We start from the raw sequence: 5,052 nt of genomic DNA on the forward strand, positions 1-5,052 counted from the left end.
CACTTAAGGCCGGTGACTGGATGACATCAGAGCGACATTGGCGCGCATACTACTAATAATTCTCATATCTGGGCGTAATGGGCTAACCGAGAAAATTTCGTGGCTGCTGCTTGGGGTGTTTATGAAATGTTCGGGTTAGGTTAAGGGGACTTATGTATTTTGAGCTTTTCTTGAAACCCTCATACAAAGCGTAGACAAGTTCTTCTTCGTTATCATCAAACGTATTATGGTATTTTTCCCAAGCTTGCTTGAACGAGCCCTCTACTTTGTCTGCGACTATTTTTTGATTGAGACTCTTAGCTTCAGAAATAAGCTTAGATTCATCATAAAAACCCCTAACCACTGCATCAGCTACCTCTAAATCAAACTCATCACAGTTTTGAAAATCATAAGAACGTAACAAAGAATTCCACTTCTTCTCTTTGTCACTTTCTTCATCTTTTCCAAGACCCCAGAGTGAATATCCGATATGCCGTACATAGTCTATCGACGGAATCGAACTATCGTCTCGTTGAAAGTGGCAGAGCGAGAACAACACGAGGCTATGTATGGCTTGATGGGTAACTTCGGCCTCACAATCTTTGAGAAGAGGAGCTACAGATCTGGAAAGGAACAGCATTTTCCTAATTATTCTTATGTTACTTACACCTAAACTTAATACATTTTTCTTTAAAATATCCAAATATTCAAAATCTTCATTAAGAGCTATCTCGCTACATTCCTCTGAGGTAGGAGAGAATAGAACATCAAAGTCAATCACCTTTTCGCGATATCGATCTAGCTGTTCACTCTCATTTTTTTCGAAGGAATCGTCGTTGAGTATAAGAACGACCTTGCAGTCTCTTTGTTCTTTTAGCAAAGAAACTAAACCCAAAACATCACGTATTTTTAGCCCATCCCCCTTTCGCTCTAGATCATCAATGCAAATAATCGTGTTTTTCAAGGAGAGAAATGAAACAGCTTCAAGAGCAAGAGAAACGTTTTTAACATATGGCAGCCCTTGGATAACTCTAATTGATTTCCTTCCAAGGGACTTCCCTAAGGTTTCTGTACTTTTCCTAAAGGTGTCAATGCTCGGCTTGTGATCAATTGCCTCAATATCGACAACTTGTTCAAACATTGCAAATTTCAGGCTATCGAGGGAATTGATACCAAAGAGAGAAACATAGGAATAGCGTTCCAAGCCAACTGCATTGCGATGTGCAGCGTCAACCAAAAATTGATTCCACGTAAACGTTTTTCCTACGCCCCATTTCCCTCGAATTGCGAGAACTTCAGGAGTCGTGCTGGCGAGAAATTTATCTATCTGTTTATGAACTAATGTGATCGACACAAGACTCCCGCCCTATGATCATAACGCGGAGCTTTGCGGCAATTTTGGAGCCGCAAAGCGGTGGAAAAATTGTCCGACAACAGCGGTTAGTTATGCCTGCTTTCGGCACTTACCAATTAATAGTTCCCTTATTTCTCAGAGGAATAGCGGACTTTTTGATTTCTAGCATCCCTGGGCCTGTAGCAAAGCCTTGGCTGTTTAAGTACATTTCCAAGCCCTTTAAAGCTGTATTTCCTGCTGAGGGCGGAAGTCGAACTGAGGATATTGGCAGCTTTGCCCTCTGAAAAAGCCGTTCGTCGTCACTTTGAAGAAAAATGCTGTCCAGGTAAGGAATAAAGATCCCGCTATTTGACCGAAATTTTCTTAGCTCTCTAGTTTGGACCAGGTTAGGGTAAAAGACTGCCCTCCACTCCCTTTCTTCAGAAAATCCGGAATTCTTGAATGCCAGCATGGGTAAAGTGAAAAGGTTATGAATCAAACCCTTAATTATTCCTGTTGTGGTTTCCGGCAAATCCTCAAGCTGTCCTGTGAGCCCCGACTTTTCTATGAGAGAGGAGACTTTGTTGATAATTTCCTCAATTATTCTTTCTTTAACGTCATTATCGTAAATGACAGGAAGAAGGTTTGCGTATACAACAATATTGCCTTTGCAGGCCGGTAAACGCCAATAAACCAGCACCTACTTTCGGTTACCAAGATTGCCCACACTGATTTCCTCGTCAACCCAGGAGGAATCAGCATGACACACGCCGAACGCAAACGTCTCTGGCAGCAGCATATCGAGGACTGGCAGGCATCCGGTTTGTCTGGCATGGCCTACTGCCAGCAGCAATCACTGACTTATTGCCGCTTTGTTTACTGGCGCAAAAAGCTGGCCGAACCGGAGACAGCGGTTCCGGAGCAACCCGTGTCGTCGCCTGGGTTTGCCAAGGTATCGGCAGTGCCTGGTCCGGAGTCGTCAGAAGGATTAACGGTGTCATTGCCCGGCGGCGTCTCGATCACCGGCCTGCACGCCGGCAATGTGGAGTTGCTCGGTGCCGTGCTGAGGCAACTGTAATGCGCCACCGGTACCTTCGCCCCTCCTGGGACCTGCCGGAGATTTACCTGTATCGACAGCCTGTCGATTTCCGCAAGCAGGCCAATGGGCTGGCGCTGATTGTCGAGCAGGAGCTGGGGCACAGCCCGTTCTCCGGAGCGCTTTATGCGTTCACCAATCGGCAGCGCAACAAGATCAAGTGCCTGATGTGGGAAGACAACGGCTTCGTGCTCTACTACAAGTCCCTGGCCGAGGAAAAATTCAAATGGCCGGGCCCGTCGGATGAGCTGATGCCGTTGAACGGCAAGCAGATCAACTGGTTGCTGGACGGCTACGACATCACCCTGCTGCAGGGCCATAAAACCCTGCATTATGAGAGCGTTGGGTAGCACTTTTTAAGTGTGTCAGGGCGTTGTTTTTGCTATAATTTCGCCATGAAAACAATGCCTGATAACACGCCCAAAACACCCGATTTCAGCGGTCTCTCGCCCGTTGAAATGGCGGCCGTTATCGGCGATCTGCAGAGCCAGTTGAAGCAACGTGATGAGACCCTCCAGCGTCGCGACAACTATATCGCTATTCTCGAAGAACTCCTGCGCCACAAGAAAATCCAGCAGTTTGCCGCAAGCAGTGAAAAACAACCCCGCCAGATCCTCTTGTTCGACGAAGCCGAGCTGGAGGTCGAAATTGACGCACTGCGCGACGAACTCCCTGACGATGTGGAAGAAGCCGATGCGCCGCCTCGCTCCCGCAAGCGCCGCCAACGCGGCTTCTCCGACACGCTCTTGCGTGAGCGTATTGAACTGACCCTCAGCGAGGAAGAGAAAGCCGGCGCCAGCAAGACCTTCTTCACCAAAGTGAAGGAAGAGCTGGAGTACATTCCGGCCCAACTGAAAGTCCTGGAGTACTGGCAGGAAAAGGCGGTGTTCGAACAAGACGGCCAAGAGCATGTCATTGCGGCCGCCCGGTCCAAGCACCCACTGGGCAAGTGCATTGCCACACCGTCACTGCTGGCTTACCTGATCACCTCCAAGTACGCCGATGGCCTGCCACTGTACCGGCAGGAGCAGATGTTCAAGCGCCTGGGTCATGACCTGAGCCGCACCAGCATGGCCCACTGGATCATCCGCCTGAACGACGTGTTCAAACCGCTGATGACCCTGATGCGTGAAACCCAGAACGGCAGTGACTACCTGCAGGCCGATGAAACCCGGATCCAGGTGCTCAAGGAGGATGGCAAAAAAGCCCAATCGGACAAGTGGATGTGGGTGACCCGGGGTGGTCCACCGGGAAAACCCTCGGTTCTGTTCGAGTATGATCCATCACGAGGTGGCAAGGTGCCGGTGCGCCTGCTGGATGACTTCCAGGGCATCCTGCAAGCCGATGGCTACTCCGGCTATGGGCAGGTCTGCCGTGAAAACGGCCTGACACGCATCGGTTGTTGGGACCATGCCCGGCGCAAGTTCGTGGAAGCCTCCCGGGCTGCGCCAGCCAAGGGCAAAAAAGGCCAGCCATCGAAAGCCGATGTGGCCCTCAGTCACATCCGCAAACTGTACGCCCTAGAAAAAGCCGCGAACGAACTAAGTGACGCCGAGCGCTATCGCGTGCGCCAGGAAAAAAGCCTGCCGCTGCTGAACGCCTTCAAAACCTGGCTGGAGAAAAATGCCAGCCAGGTGCTGAAGGGCTCGCTCACCCGCAAGGCCATGGACTACACCCTGAACCAGTGGGACACCCTGATTGGCTACTGCGAACGTGGCGATCTGAAGATCAGCAATGCGGGTGCCGAGAATGCCATCCGCCCGTTCGCTCTGGGCAGAAAGGCCTGGCTGTTCGCAGATACTTCGCAGGGCGCGAAAGCCAGCGCCACCTGTTACTCGCTGATCGAAACGGCCAAGGCCAACGGGCTGGAACCGTCGGCGTACATCCACCATGTGCTGACGCACATCGCTGATGCGGTTACCCTCGAACAATTGGAAGCTCTCTTGCCCTGGAATGCAGAGCTGCCAGCTTTAAAAAATGTGGCTCAATACGGTTAGGGCAAGTGGGTCGATTTAGCGGCGCTTACGCAGGCCGCGAGGCTTGAATCTGAAACATCAAACTCTAAGCAGTACCCGCACGCTTCGCTACCGTATGCTCGCCACTGACTGAGCAAGTCGTCCGTATCACAAAAAGAAACGAGATGCGGCGACATGACGTCGTGGAACACTTCGTCAAAATCAGAAAGCAGGGCGCCCAAAGTGGAAAAAATTGGCTTCTTTGTCTCTGACAACCTTTTTATTACTCGCTCCAAACCATCTTTCATTTCCTGAGAATCATTCAGGAATCTGCAATCAGTAGCCCACAGCGATTGACTTTGAACAATACCATCAAGCCCTTGCGCCGAAGTGTAATGAAATAGAGAGGTCGGAATCTTTTTCCCTGATGAGTCAATGATTAGCTGCTCAACGTATTCATGTAGATTCGTGAATTCGGAAACCAAAGGCCCAAGGTCTTCAAATTGCTTTTGGAATTGTTCAAACGACAAGATCCGGCTCCTCAGAGGACATAACGAAAGAGGTTAAGCGGCCCTGGCGCCAGCCAGGGTCCGACTTAACGTGTGGTTATACGGATCGTCCTGAATGACTCTCATGTTCCCCTTCATTGACAGACCACTCCACACTCGGAAGACAACCCTGGAAAGCTA

At 50.0% G+C, this 5,052-nt stretch carries 6 protein-coding genes; 3 read left to right on the forward strand and 3 right to left on the reverse strand.

The annotated features are described in order from the left end of the window. Positions 1 to 82 precede the first annotated feature (82 nt). Together AC13C0_RS00170 and AC13C0_RS00175 are read right to left on the reverse strand one after the other, a co-directional pair. Positions 83 to 1,333: a P-loop NTPase fold protein gene (locus AC13C0_RS00170; RefSeq protein ID WP_482953703.1), complete on the reverse strand. Its 1,251-nt coding sequence runs from the start codon at positions 1,331 to 1,333 to the stop codon at positions 83 to 85. A 109-nt stretch (positions 1,334 to 1,442) separates the two neighbouring features. Next, a complete protein-coding gene (locus AC13C0_RS00175; RefSeq protein WP_482953704.1) occupies positions 1,443 to 2,012 on the reverse strand; it encodes a DUF2971 domain-containing protein in 570 nt (189 codons plus the stop codon). Between the two features lie 60 nt (positions 2,013 to 2,072). Here AC13C0_RS00175 and tnpA point away from each other — a divergent pair, with 60 nt between their 5' ends. The 3 genes from tnpA to tnpC are packed head-to-tail and all read left to right on the forward strand — an operon-like array spanning position 2,073 to position 4,405. Beyond that, positions 2,073 to 2,390 (forward strand): IS66 family insertion sequence element accessory protein TnpA, encoded by a 318-nt coding sequence (tnpA, locus tag AC13C0_RS00180; RefSeq protein ID WP_035565170.1) that lies wholly within the window; start codon positions 2,073 to 2,075, stop codon positions 2,388 to 2,390. Beyond that, on the forward strand, positions 2,390 to 2,758 hold the full coding sequence (gene tnpB / locus AC13C0_RS00185) for an IS66 family insertion sequence element accessory protein TnpB (RefSeq protein ID WP_286920788.1): 369 nt from the start codon (positions 2,390 to 2,392) through the stop codon (positions 2,756 to 2,758). The genes tnpA and tnpB overlap by 1 nt, the downstream gene beginning before the upstream one ends. A gap of 45 nt (positions 2,759 to 2,803) precedes the next feature. Continuing rightward, positions 2,804 to 4,405: an IS66 family transposase gene (gene tnpC, locus AC13C0_RS00190; RefSeq protein WP_482953705.1), complete on the forward strand. Its 1,602-nt coding sequence runs from the start codon at positions 2,804 to 2,806 to the stop codon at positions 4,403 to 4,405. Here the strand turns inward: tnpC and AC13C0_RS00195 are convergent. Further along, entirely contained in the window at positions 4,402 to 4,893 is a 492-nt protein-coding gene (locus tag AC13C0_RS00195) for a hypothetical protein (RefSeq protein ID WP_482953706.1), read from the reverse strand. The genes tnpC and AC13C0_RS00195 overlap by 4 nt on opposite strands. Between the last annotated feature and the right edge of the window lie 159 nt (positions 4,894 to 5,052).

The sequence above is a fragment of the Marinobacter sp. B-21 genome (assembly GCF_056857895.1).